Below are 18,897 nucleotides of genomic sequence, written 5' to 3' on the forward strand. Positions count from 1 at the left end.
GCCGCCGCGGGAACCGCTTGCGCCCCACTGGCTTTCGCCGCGGGGAGCGGAACCGCCACGCGAACGATCGGAATCACGACCATACGAACCAGCACCACCACGCGAACGATCGGAATCACGACCATACGAACCAGCACCACCACGCGAACGATCCGAGTCACGGCCGTACGAACCCGAACCGCCGCGGGAGTCACCGCGGGAATTGCCACCCCAGGAGGGCGAGTCGCCGCGCGAGCCGCGCGACGTGGAGCCGCCACGGGCTCCGTCATAAGAAGTGCCGCCGGCAGCGGACCGGTCGTCTCCGGTCCGGCCTCGGGCGGCGCGGGAACCGCCGCGGGGCGGTTCGCTGCCACGTTTCCTACGATCCGGTGTGCCATCTCGGCGAGCGGGTGTATTCACGTTGTCCTAGTTTCAGTCTTCGGTGCCGAGGTCGATATCCGCCTCGGCCGGTTTCTTCAGCCTGGTGTACCGGGGGTCGGTCTCCAAGCTCTCGTTGATCTCGTCGATCAGATCGACGCCCGGGAGCAGCGGGGCCAACGGCGGCAGATCCGCCAGTGACGCAAGCCCGATCCGTTCCAGGAACAGCTCGGTGGTGATGTACAGAGTGCCGTTGGTCTCCGGGTCCGCTCCGGCCTCCGCGATCAGCCCCCGCGCCAGCAGGGTCCTGATCACGCCATCCACGTTCACGCCGCGCACCGCGCTCACGCGTGCTCGGGTAACCGGTTGACGGTACGCGATCACCGCCATGGTTTCCAAAGCCGCGCGAGTCAGTTTCGATCGTGCGCCGTCCAACAGCATACGTTCCACATAGGGAGCGAATTCCGTCCGCGTGTAGTACCGCCAGCCGTCGCCGACGAACCTGAGATCCATGCCACTGCGCCGCGCGGTCAACTCCGCCGACATCTCCCGCAGCGCCGCCTCGACCCGGACCGGGTGATCCCGCAATGCCGAGGCCAGCAGTTCCGTCGGCGCGGGCGCGTCGACCACCAGCAACATGGCCTCCAGCGCGGACCGGAACTCCGCCTCCGACAGCTCGTCCTCGTCGTCGAACTCCTGCGGATCGACCGCAAGAGCGGGCGGCGCGGCAACCGCCCCCGTATCCGCCGCTTCGGCGTCGGGCACTGTGACTTCGTTCGCAGCCGATGTGACCGCATGCCGGGGCGCTGTGATTTCGGCCTCGCCCGGTGTGATTTCGACCGCTGTCGCGGTGATTTCGGCGTCCGGCGCGGACTCGGTGGTCTCGACGGCAGCCTCGGACGCGGGTTCGGCGGCGGCCTCGGACCCGGCCGCATCCGGTCCGGCCGCGCGGGCCTTGGCGGCCGCGGCCGCTTCGGCGATGATCTGCTCGGCCAGGGTCGGCCGGGGTGCGGGCTGGCTGCCGGCGAGCTGGTCCTGCACGTCGTCATCCATGTTGTGCACCTCGGTCACCCGTAGTCCTCTTCAATCGTCACCGGTTGGGCGGGTTGGTCCTCGAGCTCGCCGATCCAGCTGACGGACAGCGGGCCCAGCGGGTCGGGCTGGTCGAACTCGATGGTCTTGCCGCGGTAGAGCTCGAGCAGCGCGAGGAAGCGGGCCACGATCTGAATCGGCAGCTCGCAGTCGGCGCAGAGTTCGTGGAAGGTCGTCCAGCCGCCCGCGCCCGCGTTCTTGAGCATCTCCAGCACGAGCGCGGCCTGCTCGGCGATCGAGATGGCGTGGGCGTGGATGTGATCCAGCCCCACCCGCGGTCGCGGACGCGGCCGGAACACGGTGGCCGCGACCTCCGCGAATCCCGCGGCGTCCACCCCCAGCGTAACCTCGGGCAACAGCGCCAGATACCGCTCCTCCAGCGACACCGCGCGCGGATACCGTTGCAGCGCCGCCGCCTCCAGCTCGCCCAGCAGTTCCGCGACCTGCTTGAACGCGCGGTACTGCAGCAGCCGGGCGAAGAGCAGGTCGCGCGCCTCCAGCAACTCCAGGTCTTCCTCGTCGGACACCTCGCCCGAGGGCAGCAGCCGGGCCGCCTTCAGATCCAGCAGGGTGGCGGCGATGAGCAGGAATTCGGTGGTCTGGTCCAGGACCTTGTCCGCCCGCAGGCCCTTCACCTCGGACAGACGGGCGGTGAGTGCCTTGGTGTGGGCGATGAACTCGTCGGTCACCTTGTGCAGCGAGATCTCGGTGACATCCAGGCGTCGCGAACTGATCAGTTGCAGCAGCAGATCGAAGGGGCCCTCGAAGTTGGCCAGCTTCAGGTGGAATTTGCCCGCATTGTCCGAACTTTCGGATGCCGTAGCGACGTCCGCCGCCACAGCGCCGGACCCGGCGATATCGGACACCACCGACGAACCCGGCGCGGTCGCGCTGTCGGCGTTCGCGCCGGCCCCGGCGATGTCCGCGACGACACCGGCCGGGTCCTGCCCGGCCAGGTCCGCATCGACGAGGTCCGCACCGGCAACGTCCTCACCAGCGCCGACGATATCGCTCAAGACGGGCGACCCGTCCCCGGGCATGCTCGTATCCGCGTCCGCGGGGTCGTGGCCGGACGCCGAGTCGAGAGGATCGTTCAACGGCCCGACCGCTGGATGACTTCCCGGGCCATGGCCCGATAGGCTTCCGCGCCACCGGATTTCGGCGCCCACGTGGTGATGGGCTCACCCGCGACGCTGGCGTCGGGGAAGCGGACGGTCCGCGAGATCACGGTGTCGTACACGAGGTCGCCGAACACCTCGACCACGCGCGTCATGACCTGGCGCGAATGCAATAGGCGGGCATCGAACATGGTGACCACGATGCCGTACAGGATCAGCTCCGGGTTCAGCCGGTCCCGCACCTTCTCCACGGTGTCGTTGAGCAGGGCCAGTCCGCGCAGCGAGAAGTACTCGCATTCCATCGGGATGATGACGCCGTCGGCGCAGGCCAGGGCGTTCACGGTGAGCAGGCCCAGCGACGGCTGGCAGTCGATGAGGATGTAGTCGTAGCGGTCGCGCAGCGGCGCCAGGGCGCGACCCAGGGTCTGCTCGCGGCCGACCTCGTTGACGAGCTGGATCTCCGCGGCCGAGAGGTCGATATTGCTGGGCAGCAGATCCATGCCGTCGACCTTGGTGTTCATCAGCACGTCGTCGGGATTCACCTTGCCGGGACCGACCAGCAGGTTGTGCACGGTCACGTTCAGATCGTGATGCGCCACACCGAGTCCCGCCGACAGCGCGCCCTGCGGATCCAGGTCCACCAGCAGCACCTTGCGCCCGTATTCCGCCAGCGCCGCACCGAGATTGATGGTCGAGGTGGTCTTGCCGACTCCGCCCTTCTGATTGCACATGGCGACGATCAGCGCGGGGCCGGTGTGGTCCGGTTCGGGCGGTTCGGGAATCTCGCGCAGCGGGCGTCCGGTGGGACCGACCTCTTTGCCGTCGGACACCACATCGGGTGCCTCCCACAGTGTTTGCGCGGCGGTTTCGATCCGCTGGCCCGCACCACCGGTAGTCGTCACGTCCGCTGCTCCTTCGACGTTCCTGCCCTTGCCCCGCCCACCGGCCTGGAATGGACGAAGCACCCGGCCGCGTGTGCGATCGGGTTCCTCCTAGACGCTACCGCCTGTTCGCGCGAGACCAACGTTCGGACACGCACCCTAAACCTGCACTTCAGACCCGGTGCAGACGCCCGACCCAGGCCGAGGACCGGTCCGGGACGTCTCGTTGCACTGTGGCACAGCAGGTTACGGGTTCAGGGTCATGTTCCGCGCCCGAAGCACCGGATAAACCGGAATCGGCGGAATTGGAGGATACGGGTATGGCGCAACTGCGCCGCGAGCCCGGTCGGTGGAGTCCGGTTGAGGACAACGCGGTCTCACCGGCGCCCGTGGGCGTCCACGAGTGACATCCCGTGCGTGCCGGCGCGCCCGGACCGCGGACCGGGCGGGAGAGCCTCGGGGCGACAATGCCTTTCGAGACCCACGGCTTCCGGGACCCCACGGCACTCTCACCGGGCGCGCGGATGCGCGGTCGCCCAGACCTCGTGGAGCGTGCCGACCGTGACCTGGGTGTAGATCTGCGTGGTGGTCACCGAGGCGTGGCCCAGCAGTTCCTGCACGACCCGGACATCCGCGCCGCCGTCGAGCAGGTGGGTCGCGAACGAGTGGCGCAGGGTGTGCGGCGACACCTGCGCCGCGATCCCCGCGCGCTCGGCCGCGGATTGCAGGACCTGCCAAGCGGTCTGGCGGGACAGCCGGCCGCCGCGGTGGTTGAGGAACAGGGCGCTGTTGCCGCGGCCACGCGCGGAGAGATCGGGGCGGCCGCGGACCAGGTAGTTGTCCAGGGCGGCCAGGGCGGGACGGCCGATCGGGACCATGCGCTGTTTGCCGCCCTTGCCGCGCAGCACGACCGCGCGCTCGGCGGTGTCGATGTCGTCCACGTCCAGGCCGACGATTTCGGAGATGCGCGCGCCCGTGGAGTACAGCAACTCCAGCAGGGCCCGGTCCCGCAGCCCGCGCGGACCGTCGGCGATGTCGCCGCCGGCCGCGTCGAGCAGCCGCGAGATCTGTTCGTAAGGAAGGGCTTTCGGCAGCCTGCGGGCGGGCGTCGGCGGCTTCACCGGATGCGCCACATCCGCGTCGGTGATCCCCTCCGCCGTCGCGAACCGGTGCAGCCCACGCACCGCGACCAGGGCCCGCGACGCCGAGGACGCCGCCAGCGCCGGATGCTCGGCGTCGCCGGACCGCAGCGACACCATGTAGTCGGCTATGTCCGATTCAGCCACGCGCGCAAGCGTTTCCACCCCGCGCTCGGACAGGAAGTGCCGGTATCGTCCCAGATCGCGGCGGTAGGCGCTGAGCGTATTGCGCGCGGCGCCGCGCTCGACCGCCAGATGGTCGAGGTACGCGTCGATCTGCCGCTTCAGCACGGGTCACATCATTGCAGCAGCCACCGACGAACTCCCCAGCCAAACCCCGGCAAACAGAACAAGTTTCCTAATCGGGATCTACTCCGCGTGCCCCCGTGCCTTACGGTCCAGGAAGGCGGTCGGCATGCCGGGCCACGGCGCGTCCGCGGGGCGCAGCACGGCCCCGGTGGCCCGAGCCGTCATCAGCGCGGTGACTCCGGCGACCGCGGTGGCATTGGTGATCTCCCCCGCCAGCGCGGCCTGCACGGCCTCCGCCAAGGGCATCCGCAGCAATTGGAGGTCGGCCTCCTCCATTTCCGGGTCAGGCCGGTCGGTTTCGTACAGCCCGGTGGCGAGATACACCCGCAGCGCCTCATCGGTGAACCCCGGCGACAGCGCCACATCCACCAGCACCGCCCACTCCCGCGCCGCCAGCCCCGTCTCCTCGGCCAGCTCCCGCTTGGCCGCCTCCAGCGGATCCTCCCCCTGCTTGTCCAGCAATCCGGCGGGCAATTCCAGCAACCGCCGCCCGATCGGATGCCGATACTGATTGATCAGCACCAGATTCTCGTCCTCGTCGAGCGCCGCCACCGCGACCGCCCCGTGGTGCTCGATCACCTCCCGCTCGGCCACCTTGCCGCCGGGCATGACCACCTGGTCCAGCCGCAGCGCGAGAATCGCTCCCGAATACACGGTGCGACTGGACAGAACATCGAATTCGTGTGAACCGGGAACCGGACCGGAGGACGTCATCCGAGAACCGTAGCGCGAATCACCGTGCCGCCAGGACACACCCGGCCTGCCGCCGACGCGGCCGTGGTACCTGCCACACCCCCACCCCGTGGCGACTACCACCGCCCGGACGCGGCATGCCACACACCCCGCCCGGCGACGGCCGCCACCCCCAGTGCGCGCCACACACCCGACGCCGGGTGCACGCCACCGCCGAACGGGCGTCGAGTCGTGGCCGACCAGGTCGATGCGGCCGTGCGACCGGCCGTTCTCGGGCGGGACTGCCCGTCCACGAGGCGGCAAGCCCTCACCACGCCGAATAGGAGGGCCGGTGCCAGGGCGGACAGCGCTCCCCTATCTCGGGCAGCTGCCGACATGCGAAACCGCCCGGCGCGCTGGGCGCTCGGGCGGTTTCGGGCTTTCAGCCTCGGCGGAGAACTACTTGGAGACCTTCTCCGCTTCCGGTGCGGGGGCCTCGGCCGGGATCTCGACCGGGAGGCGTTCGGCGGCCTTGTAATCCAGCGCCGCCGAGATGAGCGCCGCGAACAGCGGGTGCGGGCGGGTCGGGCGGGACTTGAGTTCCGGGTGCGCCTGGGTGGCGACCAGGAACGGGTGCTGGTTCTGCGGGTATTCCACGAACTCGACCAGGTGGCCGTTCGGGGAGGTGCCGCTGAACTTCAGGCCGCTCTTGGCGATCTTGTCACGGTAGGTGTTGTTGACCTCGTAACGGTGGCGGTGCCGCTCGGAGACCTCGGTCTCACCGTAGGCCTGCGCGACCAGCGAATCCTTCTGCAGCACAGCCGGATACGCGCCGAGACGCATGGTGCCGCCCAGGTCGGCCTCACCGGCCACGATCTGCTCCTGATCGGCCATGGTCGAGATGACGGGGAACTTGGTGTCGGGCTCGAACTCCGCCGAGTTGGCGTCCTTCATGCCCACCGAGCGCGCCGCCTCGATGACCACGCACTGCAGGCCCAGGCACAGGCCCAGCAGCGGAATCTTGTGCTCGCGAGCGAAGCGGATGGCGCCCACCTTGCCCTCGATGCCGCGGATGCCGAAGCCGCCGGGGATCAGGATCGCGTCGACATCGGCGAGGTGCGAGCGGGCGCCGGCCTCGGTCTCACACTCGTCGGACTGCACCCAGCGGATGTTCACCTTGGCCCGCGAGGCGAAACCGCCCGCGCGCAGCGCCTCGGTGACCGACAGGTAGGCGTCGGGCAGGTCCACGTACTTGCCGACCAGCGCGACGGTGACCTCTTCGCGCGGGTTGTGCACGCGGTCCAGCAGATCGCCCCAAACCGTCCAGTCCACGTCGCGGAAGGGCAGCCCGAGCTTGCGGACCACGTACGCGTCCAAGCCCTCCCGGTGCAGAACCTTCGGAATGTCGTAGATCGACGGCGCGTCCGGCGTCGAGATGCAGGCGTCCACATCCACGTCGCACATGAGCGCGATCTTGTTCTTCAGCGGCTGCGGCACATCGCGGTCGCAGCGCAGGATCAGCGCGTCGGGCTGAATACCGATATTGCGCAGCGCCGCCACCGAGTGCTGGGTCGGCTTGGTCTTGAGCTCACCGGACGGGCCCAGGTAGGGCACCAGCGTGACGTGCAGGAAGAAGCAGTTGTCGCGACCCACCTCGTGGCGGATCTGACGCGCCGCCTCGAGGAACGGCTGCGACTCGATATCACCGACGGTGCCACCGATTTCGGTGATCACCACATCGGGCGCCTGCCCGTGCAGATCGGGACCGGTCATCGCGAGGATGCGGCTCTTGATCTCGTCGGTGATGTGCGGGATCACCTGCACGGTGTCGCCGAGATACTCGCCGCGACGCTCCTTGGCGATCACCTTCGAGTACACCTGGCCGGTGGTGACATTGGCGTCCCCGGACAGATCGCGGTCCAGGAACCGTTCGTAGTGGCCGACGTCGAGGTCCGTCTCCGCGCCGTCCTCGGTCACGAACACCTCACCGTGCTGGAAGGGGTTCATGGTGCCGGGATCGACGTTCAGGTACGGATCCAGCTTCTGCATCGTGACGCGCAGACCGCGCGACGTCAGCAGCTGACCGAGGCTGGAGGCGGTCAAACCCTTACCGAGTGAAGAGGCGACACCGCCGCTGACGAAGATGTGTTTCGTGGCCGCGCGCGCCGGAATCCGTGAATTACCCACGGGTCTTCACGGTAACACGGATTGTGGAGGCTGATCGCATGCCACGCGTGTTCGGTTGCCCGCGATCGACTCGGTTCCGCGTGTCGCGGGCAACCTTTCCGGTGCTCGGCGTTGGCTTTGTGTTCACCGCGGTCAGTGCGGCATGGCGGCGACTGTGAGCGAGGTCGCCTTCGCACCCGTGCCGTAACGACCGGTACCGCCGTTCAGCTGCTCGGTGAGCCCGAGCACGGTGGTGATCCGCCCGATCTCACGATCGGCGTTGTCGACGGTGGTGACGGCCGCCAGCCCGAGCTCGGAACGGGCCACCGCGATCGCGCCCGGCCCCTCGGCGGCCCCGTAGCGACCCGCCAGCACCACACCGCCACCGTGGGACCGCAGCGCGCCCGCGAAGCGGGCGATGATCGTGCCCCGGTTGTTCTCCTCGGCCCGCGCGCCGTCCCCGGTGACCACCACGGCCAGCTGGGCGGGCTGCACGTCGCCGGCGGGGTTCAGGAAGCCGCCGCCGCGCAGCGTCTCCACAGCGAGGCCGCGCTCCTGCTGGGTGCCGCGCGGCTGCCCGCTCCCCGGATCGAGAAGCAGCACCTGCCCGAGCAGATCGCCCGCGAGGCTGCCCTGGTCGACGGCGTCGACCTCGAGCTGCGCGCCCGCGGGCACTATGTTCACCAGCGCGGTGCGCAACCGATCGCCTTCGGAGGAGTCGGTGAACGCGCCGGTGAGCCCGACCCGCCCGGTGACCGCGGCCCCGGCGGTGGTGAGCGCCGCGCTGACCGCGTCGACATCGCCGCTGTCCGCGTCGGGCGTGGTGAAGATCAGAACCGACCGATTGGCCAGAGCCCCGGTCAGCAGCTTGCCGGACGCGCCGGACAGGAAGGCGTCGGCCGCCTTCACCTGTTCGGTCAGCCGTCCGTTCTCGGCTCGCAGGTCGCCGACCTGCTGCCGCTCGCCCGTGCCGGAGAACAACCCGTTGCCTTGCGCCCGGGTGCCCAGCACCACGCCCACCGCCAGGGCCAGGAATACCGCGGCGATCGACATCGCGTGGTGGCGAAAGGAAATCATTCGGTCCTCTACCTCTGCCGGTCCAATAGCCGCTCCACCCAGTGCCATCCGCGATCCCAGGTATCGGAAATCCAGGTCACCGCTTCGCCGCCCATGTGCGTGGCCAGCACCGCGACCACCAGGGCAACCAGCGCGGCCAGCACCACCAGCGCGATCGCCCAGCCGGAACCCTGGTGCCGGTACAGCGAGGCCACGGCCTTGGCGTCCATGAGCTTGGTGCCCATCTTGAGACGGGTCAGGAAGGTCGCCGGATTGGAGTCGCGGCGACCGCGGTCGAAGAAGTCGTCCAGCGAGGCCGCCGCGCCGACGGTCACGATCAGCGACGCGCCGTGGTGGTCGGCCAGCAGCAGCGCCAGATCCGAGGGCGCGCCCGAGGACGGGAAGGTGGTCGCGCCGATGCCCAGATCCTGGATGCGCTCGAGCCCCTTGGCGTGGCCGTCGGTGTCGGCGGGCAGGATCACCTCCGCGCCGGATTTGAGCGTGGTGGCGGTGATCTCCTCCGGGTCGCCGACGATCAGGTCGGGGCGATACCCGTGGCGGGTCAGGGTGTCCGCGCCGCGGCCCACGCCGATCAGGATCGGGGCGTACTCCTTGATGAACGGCTTGATGCGCTTGAGGTCCTCGATGTGCTCGGGACCGTCGGCCACCACCACGACATGCCGCTTCTTCATCTCGACCTCGACATCGGGCACGCCGATGCCGTCGATGAGCAAGGAGGACTCGGTGCGGATGAACTCTATGGTGTTGCCGGAGAACGCTTCCAGGTGGTCGGCGAGCCCGTTGCGGGCCTCGATCATGCGCTCGGCGATGGTCGCCTCGGTGAGTTCGATGCCCTCCACGAGGGCCTCGGGCTCCTTCTTGGCGAGCTTGTCTGCGTAGACCACACCGCCCTCGACGCGCACCTTGGTGCCGTCCTTGATCTTCTTGAACACGTCCGAGCTGACCGCGTCCAGCAACTGAATGCCGTTGGCCACCAGCACTTCCGGTCCCAGGTTCGGGTATCTCCCGGAGATCGAGGGTGAGGCGTTGACCACCACCGCGACCTGGGCCTCTACCAAGCGGTCGGCGGTGAGCCGGTCGAGGTCGCACTCGTCGAGGACGACCACATCCCCCGGGCCCACGCGCTGCAGCAAACGCCTGGTATTGCGGTCCACCCGGGCCATCCCGGTCAGACCCGGCAGCGTTTCGGTATTGCGCGACAGCAGGCCCATCATCTTCATAGCGACCGATGATCGCCCCAAACCCTCAACCAATGATGGAGGCGCGCCGGTCAGCATCGTCATTCGATCGCCGAAATGTTGCTCGAGTCCCGGCGGCCGCAGGTTGTCCGGTTCGCGGCTATCTTCTTACCGGCCGGTAAGGATATGCTCCGAGCACCGGCACGAAAGGAGACAATGCCGTCATGGCCAGCACCACGGTCGACACCGTCATTCCCGCCCCCCGCGACGTCGTGTACAAACTCTTCTCCGAGCGCGACAGCCTCAATCCCTTTCTGCCCATCAAGATCTCGCTGAAGAAGCCGGGCATCGGCAGCCCGTCCGGCGTCGGCGCCCAGTACCAGCTCGGCATCGCCGGCATAGGCCCGACCGAGGAGACCACCGAGCTCGTCCCCGGTGAGCGCATGGTCTACCGCGTCATCGCGGGCGCCCCGGTCAAGCGGCACGTCGGCACCATCGCCTTCTCCGACGCTCCCGGCGGCACCCGGGTCGTCTACACCATGGAATCCGAGCCGAGCCTCCCGCTTCCGGCCCAGATCCTCGAGCCCGGCCTGCGCGCCCTCACCAACGCCCTCATCGGCGGCGTGCGCAAGGCCGTGAAGTAGGACCGGCGCGACGAACGCACGAAAAACCGGCCGGACCCTGTCGGGTCTCGGCCGGTTTTCTGTTCGGGGACGCGCTATTCGCCGGAGGCGGCCGCGCCGACCTTCTCGGAGTGCGCGGTGGTCAGCAGCTCCCACGCGTGCGCGCGACCGGTCTCGGTGTCGCCCATGCCCGCCAGCATCCGAGCCAGCTCCACGACCCGTTCGTCCTGGGTCAGCGCCTTCACACCCGACTTCACGGCCTGACCGTCATCGAGCTTGTCGACCACCAGGTGGGTGTCGGCGAAGGCCGCCACCTGCGGCAGGTGGGTCACGACGATGACCTGATGGGTGCGCGCCAAACGCGCCAGGCGACGACCGATCTCGACCGCCGCACGACCACCCACACCGGCGTCGACCTCGTCGAACACCATGGTGGTGCCGTGCTCGGAACTGGCCAGCACCACTTCCAGCGCCAGCATGATGCGCGACAGCTCACCGCCGGAAGCGCTGCGGCTCAACGGCAGCGGATGCGCACCGGAGTGCGCGGCCAGCCGGAACTCCACCTCGTCGACACCGGTCGATCCGGCGTGCAGTTCCTGGCCATCGATGACCAGCGGCGCCGAATCCTGTACGCCCGCCAGGATCGGACCGACTCCGACCTCGAGCCGGGCGCGGCCCATGGCGAGTCCGCCCAGTTCGGTGCTCACCGCACTGGCCAGCTTGCCGGCGGCCTTGCCACGCGCGGCGGTCAGCTTGCGGGCGGTCTCGCGCACCTTCTCCGCGGCGGTCTCCACATCGGCGGCCAGCGCGGCCAGGGCCTCCTCGGACACGTCCAATGAGGACAGCCGGGTGCGCGCCTCGTCGGCCCACTTGATGACGCCGTCGATATCGGGCGCGTACTTGCGGGTCAGCGTCTTGAGCTCGGCCTGCCGGGTCAGCATGGACTCCAGCGCGCCCGGATCCGACGGCAGATCCGAGAGATAGGAGCTGAGTTCGGTGGTCAGGTCCACCACCACCGAAATCGCCTCGCCCAGACGGGGAGCCAGCGCCGTCAGCTTCGGGTCGTCGGAGGATTCGATGCGCGCGCGGGCGGTGCCGAGCAGATCCAGCGCGCCCGCCGCCTCGCCCGGCGAATCCGCCGGACCGGCCAGCGCGTCGTGGGCGATGGAACCGGCCTCGCGCAGCGAGTCCAGATCCGAGAGCCGCCGCACCTCGCCGACGAGTTGCTCGTCCTCGCCGGGTTCGGGTGCGATGGCGTCGATCTCGGCCAGCGACTGGGTCAGATGATCGGCTTCCAGCGCCAGCTCGCGGCTGCGCGCGGTGCGCTCCAGCAGCTGATTGCGCTTGTCCAGCCAGGCCTTTCGCGCCTTCTGGTACTTGGCCAGCAGCGGGGCCACCGCGTCGGAGGCGAACTGGTCCAGCGCGTGCAACTGCTGGTCCGGGCGCTGCAACCGCAGCTGGTCGTTCTGGCCGTGCACGGTCAGCAGCGGACCGGTGAAATCCGAGAGCACCGAGGCGGGGACGGACCGGCCGCCCAGGTGGGCGCGGGAGCGGCCGTCGCTGCCGACGGTGCGGACGGCGATGATGCTGCCGTCGTCATCGCGTTCGGCCCCGGTGGATTCCAGCACCTCCTCCACCTCGCCGAGTGCACCGTCGTGCACCTCGTCGACGGTGAAACGCCCCTCCACCACGGCTCGCGACGCGCCCAGGCGTACCCGGCCCGCGTCGGCGCGGGCGCCGCTGAGCAAATGCAGGCTAGTCACCACCATCGTCTTGCCCGCACCCGTCTCACCCGTCAAAACGGTCAGACCTTCGTGGAATTGTGCGGTGGCGGTGGAAATTACGCCCAGCCCGTCAATCCTGATCTCTGTCAGCACTCGTGCTCTCCGTCCGCTGTCGGCCTCTCCAGCCTGTCACGGGCAACTGGAATTTGCGCACCATCCGATCGGCGAACGGCGCGGAATCGAGCCGAACCCACCGCACCGGTTCGGTCCCGCGGACCGTCTCGACCCGGCCGCCCCGCGGCAGTGCGAGGGTGCGTCGGCCGTCGAGAAAAACAATCGCGTCGTGTCCGGTCGCCACCGTTTCCACCGCGATCAGCGAATCCGGGCTGGTCACCAGGGGTCGCGCGAACAGGGCGTGGGCATTGGACGGAATCACCAGCAGCGCTTCGAGTTCCGGCCACACCACCGGACCGCCGGCTGAGAACGCGTATGCGGTGGACCCGGTCGGCGTGGCGACGAGCACACCGTCACAACCGAACGCCGACACCGGGCGGCCGTCGACCTCGAGCACCACTTCGAGCACGCCCATGCGGGCCGCGTTCTCGATGCTGGCCTCGTTCAGCGCCCAGCCGCGTTCCACGACCGTGTCGTCGACGCGCACGGAGACGTCGATGGTCATCCGTTCCTCGACGGTGTAGTCGCGCCGCACCACCTGCGAGAGCGCCTCGTCGAGGTGTTCGGCCTCGGCTTCGGTGAGAAAACCGATGCGGCCCAGGTTGATTCCGAGCACGGGCACCGATGCGGCGCGCGCGAGTTCGGCCGCGCGCAGGAACGTGCCGTCGCCGCCGAGCGCGAGCACCATCTCGGTGCCGACCGCGGCGACCAGGTCGTGCGTCATCACCCGCATCGGGTAGCCGTTGGAGGTGCCGTCGTCGTCGAGGTCGAAGCGGGTGCTGTAGGCCTCGTCCTCGAGCACCCGCAGCCCGATCCCGGCCCCGCACAGGATCTTCGCGACCCGGTGCGCGGTATCGGTGATCTCCGGGCGTCCCGGATGCGCGACCAGCAGCACTTCCCTGGCCGGGCTCGCCGCGTTCACTGTGGACCCTCCTGCACCGCACGCTCGATCAGCGCCGCCACACGCGCCGCCTCGTCAGCATCGTAGGCGGCCGCTCCGACGCCCGCGGCGGCGCCGGTCGCCACCGGTTCGGCCGCATCCGGCTCGACCGGCGCGGACTCCTTGCGCAGCCACAGGAAATACTCGACGTTCCCCGACGGACCGGGCAGCGGGCTGGCCGTCACGCCGCGCGTGCGCAGCCCGAGGGCCGCTGCCGCGGCGGCGACTTCGCGCACCACCTCGGCGCGCAACGCCGGATCCCGCACCACGCCACCGGAACCCACCCGTTCCTTGCCCACCTCGAACTGCGGCTTCACCATCGGCAGCAGGTCCGCGCCCGGCGCGCAGCAGGCGGCCAGCGCGGGCAGCACCAGCCCCAGGGAGATGAACGACAGGTCCGTGACCACCAGATCGACGGTGCCGCCGATGAGTTCGGGCGTCAGCGCCCGCACATTGGTGCGATCGTGCACCTGGACGCGGTCGTCGTTCTGCAGCCGCCAGATCAGCTGGCCGTAGCCGACGTCGGCGGCCACCACCTCTTTCGCGCCCTTCGACAGCAGCACATCGGTGAAACCGCCCGTGGACGCGCCCGCGTCCAGACAACGCTTGCCGTCCACCGACACGCCCTGCGGCTCGAACGCCTCGAGCGCGCCCAGCAATTTGTGCGCACCCCGCGAGGCCCACTGCACCTCGTCGGGCTGCTCCCGCACCAGCAGGGGGGTGCTCGTTTCGACTCCGGTCGCCGGTTTGGTGGCGACCGACCCATTGATCAGGACGCGGCCCGCGTTGATCAGCTCGACCGCGTGTTCCCGCGACCGCGCCAATCCGCGGCGAACCAGTTCCGCGTCCACCCGCGCGCGCCTGGCCACCTCAGATCTTGTCCACCGTGGCCAGCGCCTGCACCAGCACCTCGTGCGCCTGCTCCAGAATCTTGGCTCGACGCACGATGTCGGTGCCCTCCGAGTGCACGCTCGGCGCGCCCGGGAAGCCCGGATTCGGCGCGCCCGCCGACAATTCGGCCAGCAGCGCGTCCACCTCGGTCCGGACCCGATCCGGGTCGGCGAACTCCTGATTCGCGCCCGCCAGATGCTGTCCCGGCAGCGGCGCGCCCGGGCGGGGACCCGGCATACCGGGGTGCGCTCCGGGCGTGCCGGGATGTTGTCCCGGCACGGGAATCTGCGGTCGAGGCGTGGGCATAGTCATCGTGGCGATAACGCTACCCGAACCCGCATTCGAACACACGTACCCCGCCGCATCCCGATCCGACCGCCGACCGGGGCGGCCGCGCCGGCCACCATCGGGGGCGGCTGACAGGATGAGGCAAATGGACAGCGACTTCGAGGAACTGATCGCCGAGGCCGACGCGGCCCCGGTGGACGGGTGGGATTTCTCCTGGCTCGACGGGCGCGCCACCGAACAGCGGCCCTCCTGGGGATACCAGCGGCACCAGGCGACGCGACTGGCGGCCGCGCGTGCCGCGCTCGATATCCAGACCGGCGGCGGCGAGGTGCTCGCCGAGGCCGCCGTCTTCCCGCCGACCATGGTCGCCACCGAATCGTGGCCGCCGAATCTGGACCGGGCGACCCGGCTGCTGCATCCGCGCGGCGCGGTGGTGGTCGCCGACCCGGACGAACCGCCCCTGCCGTTCGCCGACGCGGCCTTCGATCTGGTGACGAGCAGGCACCCCGCCACCGTCTGGTGGAGCGAGATCGCGCGCGTTCTCCAACCCGGCGGCGCCTACTTCGCGCAGCATGTCGGCCCGGCGAGTGTGTTCGAGCTCGTCGAGTACTTCCTCGGACCACAGCCCGACGCCCGCCGCCTCCGTGATCCCGGCACCGAGGCCGACGAGGCGCGGGCCGCGGGGCTGGAGATCGTGCAGGCCCGGCCGGAACGACTTCGCGTGGAGTTCAACGACATCGGCGCGGTGGTGTACTTCCTGCGCAAGGTCATCTGGATGGTGCCCGGGTTCACCGTCGCCGAGTATCGGGACCGTCTGCACGACCTGCATCGGCAGATCGTGCACGACGGCCCCTTCGTCGCGCATTCGGCACGAACCTTGTTCGAGGCGCGAAAACCGTTGTGAGGCTGTATCCCTCGCGGCGTGCTAGATGGAGCGGATGGTGATCGCGCGGCCGGGCGCCTTGGCCAGACGGTCGGCGATCACCTCGGCGATATCGCCCTCCCCCGGCACCACCGGTTCGAGGTCGGCCACCGGATGGTTCAGGGCGTCCAGGGATTCGGCGACATAGGTCGGCATGCGATCGGCGGGCTGGGTGCGCAGATCCTTCAGCGTGCTCACGCCCGTGAGAACCATGAACGACTCCAGCCCGGTGGTGTGCGCGCCGTCGATATCGGTGTCGAGGCGGTCGCCGACCACCAGCGCATCACGGGTGCCCGCGCGTTCCAGCGCGTTCTCCATCAATGGTGCGTACGGTTTGCCCGCCACAATCGGCTCCAGTCCCGACGCGTGCCGCAACGCCGCCACCATGGACCCGTTGCCCGGCGCCAGACCGCGTTCGGTGGGCAGCGTGGCATCGGTATTGGCGGCCACCCATAATGCGCCCTGACGCAGCGCGTAGGCGGCCTCGGCCAGATCCGGCCAGCCCGTCTGCGGCGAATGGCCCTGCACCACCGCGCTCGGCAACGCGCCATCGAAGCGACGGATCGCCTGCAGGCCCACGTTCTCCACCTCCGACATCAGGTCGTCGGTGCCGACCACGAGCACGGTGGACCCCGGCGGGATCCGCTGCGCCAGCAGCCGCGCGGCCGCCTGCGCGCTGGTCACCACCTCGTCCTCGTGCGCGTCGAAACCCAGTTCGCGCAGATGCAGCGCCACCGCGTCCGCCGAACGGCTCGCATTGTTGGTGACATACATCAGCCGCTGCGCGGGCGCACCCGCCGACAGCGCTTCCGGCGCACCGGGAATCCGCTCGTGGCCGCGGAACAGCGTCCCGTCCAGATCCAGTAGCAAGGCCTCGAACCGGTCCCGCAATCGCATTACGCCGTCCCTCTCACTGTGCACAGAAACAGAAACGACCGTGCGGCTGCGCTGTGGCGCTGCCGCACGGTCGAGTTCACTTGCCGGTCCTAGTTCTCGGAGCCCTCGGCGGGCTTCGCCGACTTCTCCGGTCCATCGTCTTCGGAATCCCGCTCCGCCGCAGCCGAATCCGATTCGTCCTCGGCGTCGTCGGCTTCGTCCTCGGCGTCTTCGACATCCTCGTCGAAGGCCGCGGTCCAGTCCGCGCCGTCGGCGTCACCCTCGCCGGAGAGTTCGGCGGCACGCTCCTCGGCGTCGGTCTCGCCGTCGTGGTCCGCGGACGCCGAGTTCATGAACCAGGTCAGCGCCTCGTCCTCGCGACCGGCGGCCAGCAGCGCCTCGGCGTAGGCGTAGAACAGCCGCGCGGCGGCCGAACCCGAGCGTGCCGGATCCAGCTCCGCGGTCTGCAGCGTCACCACGGCCTGGTCGAACTGCCCCAGGTCCATGCGCGCGCCCGCCACCACGATGCGCAGCTCGGTCGCCTCGTCGCCCTGCAGGGCGCGGGCCTCATCACTGCGGCCCAGCTCGATGGCGCGCTCCGGACGGCCCAGACCGCGTTCGCAATCCGCCATGACGGCCAGCAGGCCCGAACCACCCGACATGCGCCGCGCGGTCCGCAGCTCCGACAGCGCCTCGGCCCACTCACCCGCGTGATAGGCCGCGACACCGGCGGTCTCGCGCACCACGGCGATCCGGCCGGCCCGCTGCCGGGCCGCCCGCGCGTGCTCGAGCGCCAGCTCCGGATCCTCGTCCAGCAGCTGCGCCACCATCACCAGGTGCCGGGCGACCGTCTCGGCGTTGCTCTTGTCCAGGCTCAGCAGATCGCGCCGCACCGCCGGCTCGAGATCGGAGGGCTGCACGTCGTCCGGCAGGCCCGGCTCGTCGGGACGACCCGACCGCCGCTCGCCCGGCCGGCCGCCACCGGCCCGCGCGCCTTCGCCGCCCCGGCGACGGTCCGCACCGCGATCGAACGACCGCTCGCCCGAACCGCTCCCGGCCTGCTCGAAATCCTTGTCCTCGCGGGCGGTCTCACCACCGGTCGCGTCGACCTCGTCGCGCGCGAAGCTCCGCTTCTCCTCACGCGGACCACGGTCGCGATCGAATCCCCGTCCGCCACCACGGTTCTCGCCGCCGCGGTTGAACCCGCCCTCGCGACGATCCCCACGACCCCGGTCGAATCCGCCTTCACGACGCTCGCCGCGGTTGAAGCCACCCTCACGACGGTCACCGCCACGGCTGAAGCCACCCTCACGGCGCTCCCCACCACGATCGAAGCCGCCCTCACGGCGCTCGCCACCACGGTTGAACCCGCCTTCACGGCGGTCACCACTGCCACCACGGCTGAAGCCACCTTCACGACGGTCACCACCGCCGCGGCTGAAGCCACCCTCGCGGCGCTCCCCACCACGGTTGAACCCACCTTCACGGCGGTCACCACCGCGATCGAAACCGCCCTCGCGACGATCGCCGCCGCCACCACGGTTGAAACCACCCTCACGGCGGTCACCGCCCCGATCGAAACCGCCTTCACGACGATCTCCTCCGCGGCTGAAACCGCCCTCGCGGCGCTCCCCACCACGATCGAAGCCACCCTCGCGACGACCACTGCCGCCACCACGGTTGAAGCCACCTTCGCGACGGTCACCACCGCCACGGTTGAACCCGCCTTCACGGCGTTCGCCACCGCCACGGTTGAACCCGCCCTCACGGCGTTCGCCACCGCGATCGAAGCCGCCCTCACGGCGCTCCCCACCACGGTTGAAACCGCCCTCGCGGCGGTCACCGCGGTCCCGGTTGAATCCACCGTCGCGGTCGCCGCGGCTGTAACCGCCCCGGCTGCCGCCGTCACGATCGGAGCCGGTCCGGCCCTCGCCCCGATAGCCGCCGCGATCGCGGTCGCCCTCGGAGCGGTTGAAACCGCCGCGTTCATTGTCCTTGCCGCGGTTGAAGCCGCCGCCACCACCGCGGTTGAAGCCGCCTTCGCGGCCGCCGCCGCCCTCGCGACGCGGACCACCGCCGTACGACGGCCGGCCCTGGTCCCGGCGTCCGCCGTCCTCGCGTCGACCGTAGCCGCCCTGTCCGGATCCACCGTCATTGCGGCGGAAGGGTTTGCGGCCGTCGTTCTGCTCCGCCACGGTGATCCCTCTCTGTACTTTGTAGCCTGCGGTACCCGGCCACGGCGCTGGAGAGCGCGTGAGGAGGGCGGGTGGGCGATCCACCTACCCCAAATTCAATCACGCTGCCTCGAGCGTCAACGCAGCACCGGGTGCTTAAACGCCGATAAGGGGACCCAAGAGGGTCCCCTTATCGCGAAGGATGTTCCGGCGGTGTCCTACTCTCCCACACCCTGTCGAGTGCAGTACCATCGGCGCAGGTGGCCTTAGCTTCCGGGTTCGGAATGGGACCGGGC

The 18,897-nt window shown here is 69.7% G+C and carries 17 protein-coding genes and 1 rRNA gene; 2 read left to right on the forward strand and 16 right to left on the reverse strand.

Annotation, left to right across the window (positions count from 1 at the left end):
• Window positions 1-411: 411 nt before the first annotated feature.
• The 8 genes from scpB to steA form a co-directional block, all read right to left on the reverse strand.
• Complete coding sequence (gene scpB / locus ACFYTS_RS33895) at window positions 412-1,032, reverse strand: SMC-Scp complex subunit ScpB (protein ID WP_357287243.1); 621 nt, start codon at window positions 1,030-1,032, stop codon at window positions 412-414.
• 392 nt (window positions 1,033-1,424) lie between these two features.
• Window positions 1,425-2,288 (reverse strand): segregation/condensation protein A, encoded by an 864-nt coding sequence (locus ACFYTS_RS33900; RefSeq protein ID WP_357287240.1) that lies wholly within the window; start codon window positions 2,286-2,288, stop codon window positions 1,425-1,427.
• A 254-nt stretch (window positions 2,289-2,542) separates the two neighbouring features.
• Window positions 2,543-3,439, reverse strand: coding sequence for a ParA family protein (locus tag ACFYTS_RS33905; RefSeq protein WP_357287237.1), 897 nt, complete (start codon window positions 3,437-3,439; stop codon window positions 2,543-2,545).
• A gap of 518 nt (window positions 3,440-3,957) precedes the next feature.
• A complete protein-coding gene (gene xerD / locus ACFYTS_RS33910) occupies window positions 3,958-4,878 on the reverse strand; it encodes a site-specific tyrosine recombinase XerD (RefSeq protein WP_387309390.1) in 921 nt (306 codons plus the stop codon).
• 78 nt (window positions 4,879-4,956) lie between these two features.
• Window positions 4,957-5,610, reverse strand: coding sequence for an NUDIX hydrolase (locus tag ACFYTS_RS33915; RefSeq protein WP_357287036.1), 654 nt, complete (start codon window positions 5,608-5,610; stop codon window positions 4,957-4,959).
• 417 nt (window positions 5,611-6,027) lie between these two features.
• Complete coding sequence (locus ACFYTS_RS33920; protein WP_357287034.1) at window positions 6,028-7,755, reverse strand: CTP synthase; 1,728 nt, start codon at window positions 7,753-7,755, stop codon at window positions 6,028-6,030.
• 132 nt (window positions 7,756-7,887) lie between these two features.
• On the reverse strand, window positions 7,888-8,811 hold the full coding sequence (locus ACFYTS_RS33925; protein ID WP_387309391.1) for a copper transporter: 924 nt from the start codon (window positions 8,809-8,811) through the stop codon (window positions 7,888-7,890).
• An 8-nt stretch (window positions 8,812-8,819) separates the two neighbouring features.
• Entirely contained in the window at window positions 8,820-10,031 is a 1,212-nt protein-coding gene (gene steA, locus ACFYTS_RS33930; protein ID WP_387309392.1) for a putative cytokinetic ring protein SteA, read from the reverse strand.
• Window positions 10,032-10,213: 182 nt separating this feature from the next.
• On the opposite strand from steA, the gene ACFYTS_RS33935 reads away from it, so the two are divergent.
• Complete coding sequence (locus ACFYTS_RS33935) at window positions 10,214-10,633, forward strand: SRPBCC family protein (protein WP_357287026.1); 420 nt, start codon at window positions 10,214-10,216, stop codon at window positions 10,631-10,633.
• A gap of 74 nt (window positions 10,634-10,707) precedes the next feature.
• Here the strand turns inward: ACFYTS_RS33935 and recN are convergent, their stop codons facing one another.
• The 4 genes from recN to ACFYTS_RS33955 are packed head-to-tail and all read right to left on the reverse strand — an operon-like array spanning window position 10,708 to window position 14,578.
• The gene (recN, locus tag ACFYTS_RS33940; RefSeq protein WP_387309393.1) at window positions 10,708-12,489 is read right to left on the reverse strand and encodes a DNA repair protein RecN; all 1,782 of its coding nucleotides are present in this window, start codon (window positions 12,487-12,489) and stop codon (window positions 10,708-10,710) included.
• Complete coding sequence (locus ACFYTS_RS33945) at window positions 12,467-13,432, reverse strand: NAD kinase (protein ID WP_357287021.1); 966 nt, start codon at window positions 13,430-13,432, stop codon at window positions 12,467-12,469. Before ACFYTS_RS33945 ends, recN begins: the two co-directional genes overlap by 23 nt.
• Window positions 13,429-14,319 carry a TlyA family RNA methyltransferase gene (locus tag ACFYTS_RS33950; RefSeq protein ID WP_387309394.1) on the reverse strand — a complete coding sequence of 297 codons (891 nt, stop codon included), beginning with the start codon at window positions 14,317-14,319 and terminating at the stop codon, window positions 13,429-13,431. Before ACFYTS_RS33950 ends, ACFYTS_RS33945 begins: the two co-directional genes overlap by 4 nt.
• A gap of 1 nt (window position 14,320) precedes the next feature.
• On the reverse strand, window positions 14,321-14,578 hold the full coding sequence (locus ACFYTS_RS33955) for a hypothetical protein (protein WP_357095750.1): 258 nt from the start codon (window positions 14,576-14,578) through the stop codon (window positions 14,321-14,323).
• Window positions 14,579-14,774: 196 nt separating this feature from the next.
• Here ACFYTS_RS33955 and ACFYTS_RS33960 point away from each other — a divergent pair, with 196 nt between their 5' ends.
• Complete coding sequence (locus ACFYTS_RS33960; protein WP_387309395.1) at window positions 14,775-15,533, forward strand: class I SAM-dependent methyltransferase; 759 nt, start codon at window positions 14,775-14,777, stop codon at window positions 15,531-15,533.
• A gap of 21 nt (window positions 15,534-15,554) precedes the next feature.
• Here the strand turns inward: ACFYTS_RS33960 and ACFYTS_RS33965 are convergent, their stop codons facing one another.
• The 4 genes from ACFYTS_RS33965 to rrf form a co-directional block, all read right to left on the reverse strand.
• Window positions 15,555-16,448 (reverse strand): HAD-IIA family hydrolase, encoded by an 894-nt coding sequence (locus tag ACFYTS_RS33965; protein ID WP_387309396.1) that lies wholly within the window; start codon window positions 16,446-16,448, stop codon window positions 15,555-15,557.
• An 89-nt stretch (window positions 16,449-16,537) separates the two neighbouring features.
• Window positions 16,538-17,320, reverse strand: coding sequence for a hypothetical protein (locus tag ACFYTS_RS33970; protein ID WP_387309397.1), 783 nt, complete (start codon window positions 17,318-17,320; stop codon window positions 16,538-16,540).
• The gene (locus tag ACFYTS_RS33975) at window positions 17,302-18,582 is read right to left on the reverse strand and encodes a hypothetical protein (protein ID WP_387309398.1); all 1,281 of its coding nucleotides are present in this window, start codon (window positions 18,580-18,582) and stop codon (window positions 17,302-17,304) included. Before ACFYTS_RS33975 ends, ACFYTS_RS33970 begins: the two co-directional genes overlap by 19 nt.
• Window positions 18,583-18,806: 224 nt before the next feature.
• Window positions 18,807-18,897: ribosomal RNA gene (gene rrf, locus ACFYTS_RS33980) — 5S ribosomal RNA — on the reverse strand; the annotation flags it as partial.

The sequence above is a fragment of the Nocardia sp. NPDC004151 genome (assembly GCF_042874235.1).
Lineage (GTDB): Bacteria > Actinomycetota > Actinomycetes > Mycobacteriales > Mycobacteriaceae > Nocardia.

What these genes read in the sequence shown, in the direction of transcription:
- steA (WP_387309392.1), bottom strand. Translation starts at nt 10,031, where the DNA reads ATGAAGATGATGGGCCTGCTGTCGCGCAATACCGAAACGCTGCCGGGT.
- ACFYTS_RS33960 (WP_387309395.1), top strand. Translation starts at nt 14,775, where the DNA reads ATGGACAGCGACTTCGAGGAACTGATCGCCGAGGCCGACGCGGCCCCG.
- ACFYTS_RS33935 (WP_357287026.1), top strand. Translation starts at nt 10,214, where the DNA reads ATGGCCAGCACCACGGTCGACACCGTCATTCCCGCCCCCCGCGACGTC.
- ACFYTS_RS33925 (WP_387309391.1), bottom strand. Translation starts at nt 8,811, where the DNA reads ATGATTTCCTTTCGCCACCACGCGATGTCGATCGCCGCGGTATTCCTG.
- ACFYTS_RS33975 (WP_387309398.1), bottom strand. Translation starts at nt 18,582, where the DNA reads ATGACGGTGGATCCGGACAGGGCGGCTACGGTCGACGCGAGGACGGCG.
- ACFYTS_RS33955 (WP_357095750.1), bottom strand. Translation starts at nt 14,578, where the DNA reads ATGCCGGGTCCCCGCCCGGGCGCGCCGCTGCCGGGACAGCATCTGGCG.
- ACFYTS_RS33915 (WP_357287036.1), bottom strand. Translation starts at nt 5,610, where the DNA reads ATGACGTCCTCCGGTCCGGTTCCCGGTTCACACGAATTCGATGTTCTG.
- ACFYTS_RS33965 (WP_387309396.1), bottom strand. Translation starts at nt 16,448, where the DNA reads ATGCGATTGCGGGACCGGTTCGAGGCCTTGCTACTGGATCTGGACGGG.